Source organism: Nitrobacter sp. 62-13 (assembly GCF_001896955.1).
Taxonomy (GTDB): domain Bacteria; phylum Pseudomonadota; class Alphaproteobacteria; order Rhizobiales; family Xanthobacteraceae; genus Nitrobacter.
Map to the genome: position 1 here is coordinate 7,892 of NZ_MKRN01000134.1, position 1,987 is coordinate 9,878.

At 65.3% G+C, this 1,987-nt stretch carries 2 protein-coding genes; both read right to left on the reverse strand.

The annotated features are described in order from the left end of the window. On the reverse strand, positions 1-932 hold a 932-nt coding region (gene guaA, locus BGN91_RS10150), incomplete at its 3' end, for a glutamine-hydrolyzing GMP synthase (protein WP_292612774.1). 173 nt (positions 933-1,105) lie between these two features. Continuing rightward, on the reverse strand, positions 1,106-1,987 hold an 882-nt coding region (locus BGN91_RS10155; RefSeq protein ID WP_292612776.1), incomplete at its 5' end, for an RsmB/NOP family class I SAM-dependent RNA methyltransferase.

The window sequence follows — 1,987 nt, forward strand, 5'->3', positions numbered from 1 at the left end:
ATAACGCCGGCGAGTTCGCCCAAGAATTGTTCCGACGCATCAACGTGAACCAGCGGAATGTTGTAGTGATGGCGGAACAGATCCACCACCGTCTTGCCCTCGTCCTTGCGCAGCATGCCGTGATCGACAAACACGCAAGTGAGCTGGTCGCCGATCGCCTCGTGGATCAGGATCGCCGCCACCGATGAATCGACGCCGCCGGACAGACCGCAGATCACCCGGCCCTTGCCGACCTGAGCGCGGATCTTCTCGATCGCCTCCTCGCGAAACGCGCGCATCGTCCAGTCGCCGGTCAACCCCGCGACCTTGCGGACGAAATTGCGGATCAGTTTCGCGCCGTCGGGCGTATGCACCACCTCGGGGTGGAACTGCATCGCATAGAATTTGCGCTTATCGTCGGCGATGACCGAGATCGGCGAGCCCGGCGCCTTTGCCACCGCACGGAAGCCATCGGGCAGTTTGGTGACGCGGTCGCCGTGACTCATCCAGACGTCGTATCTGCCGCCCTTCTCCCAGACGCCCTCGAACAGCGCGCAGGTCTCAGTGACCTCGATGGCCGCACGGCCGAACTCGCGGTGATGGCCAGCTTCGACGGTGCCGCCGAGTTGCTGCGCCATCGTCTGCTCGCCGTAGCAGATGCCGAGCACGGGCACGCCCGCCTTGAGGATCGACATCGGCGCCGCCGGCGCATTCCGGTCGAGCACGGAAGCAGGCCCGCCCGACAGGATCACCGCCTTCGGATTCATCTCAAGAAAGGCCGCTTCCGCCTTCTGGAACGGAACGATTTCCGAATAGACGCCCTCCTCGCGCACGCGCCGGGCAATCAGTTGCGTGACCTGGCTGCCGAAATCGATGATCAAGATCTTATCGTGCGCGGAGGTCTCGCCGGAGGGACCGGATGCTGGCGCGGAGGCTTTGCTGGAGGCTGTCATGGCGAGGAATTACGCGACCGGCATCGGCCTCGCAACCGCGAAATACGTCTTGGCCGGCTAAAGCGCGAAGCGCGTTGCCGCCGAAGACCACTGTCATCGCCCTGATCGGGCGATCCAGTCATCGCTGCCCCGGCGTTTACTGGACATCCCCTTTCGCGGATGATGACGAGAACCTATGCCGTTCCTCTTCGCATCACCGACACGAAAAACCCATCCGTTCCGGTCCTGCGCGGCGTCATCAAAAGCCCCTCGCCAGAGAGGTAAACCGCGGCGAGGAAGTCGTCCGTCCTGTCCCACAACACTGAAGCGGTCTGCGACGGCGGCGTTACCGTGAAATCTGGATGCCGGCCGATAAACTTCCGAATTTGCTCGCCATTTTCCGGCGGCAACACCGAACAGGTGATATAGGCGACGCGACCGCCCGGCTTGACCAAACCCGCAGCACGGTCAAGCACTTCCGCCTGATCTTTCAAACGCACCTCGAGCGCGCCAGGCCGCATCCGCCATTTCGCGTCCGGGTTGCGCCGCCAGGTCCCGGTCCCGGTGCAGGGCGCATCGATCAGCACGAGATCGGCGGTGGCGCGGATGTCGGACAGCGGATCGGTTTCGCCCTTGGGGGCGCGAACCTCGGCGTTATGAACCCCGGCGCGGGACAGCCGTTCGTGGATCGGCGCGAGCTGCCGCTTGTCGCGATCGGTCGCAATCAGACGGCCCCTGCCCTGCATCATGGCCGCCAGCGCCAGCGTCTTGCCGCCGGCCCCGGCGCAAAGGTCGATCACCTGCTCGCCGGGTTTTGCGCCGGACAACAGCGCCGCGAGTTGCGAGCCCTCGTCCTGAACCTCGACGGCGCCCTTGATGAAATCCTCCTCGGCGTGGATGCCGGGATTGCGGGCATCGGCGCCGAGCGCGATCCGCAAGCCCAGCGGCGACCACGGCGTCGCCGCCGCGCCGAGATGCCGCAGCGAGGCCAGCACCTTCTCGCGTTTGGCCTTCAGCGTATTGACGCGCAGGTCGAGCGGCGCGCGGCTCGCCATCGCCGCGGCTTCCGCCGCACG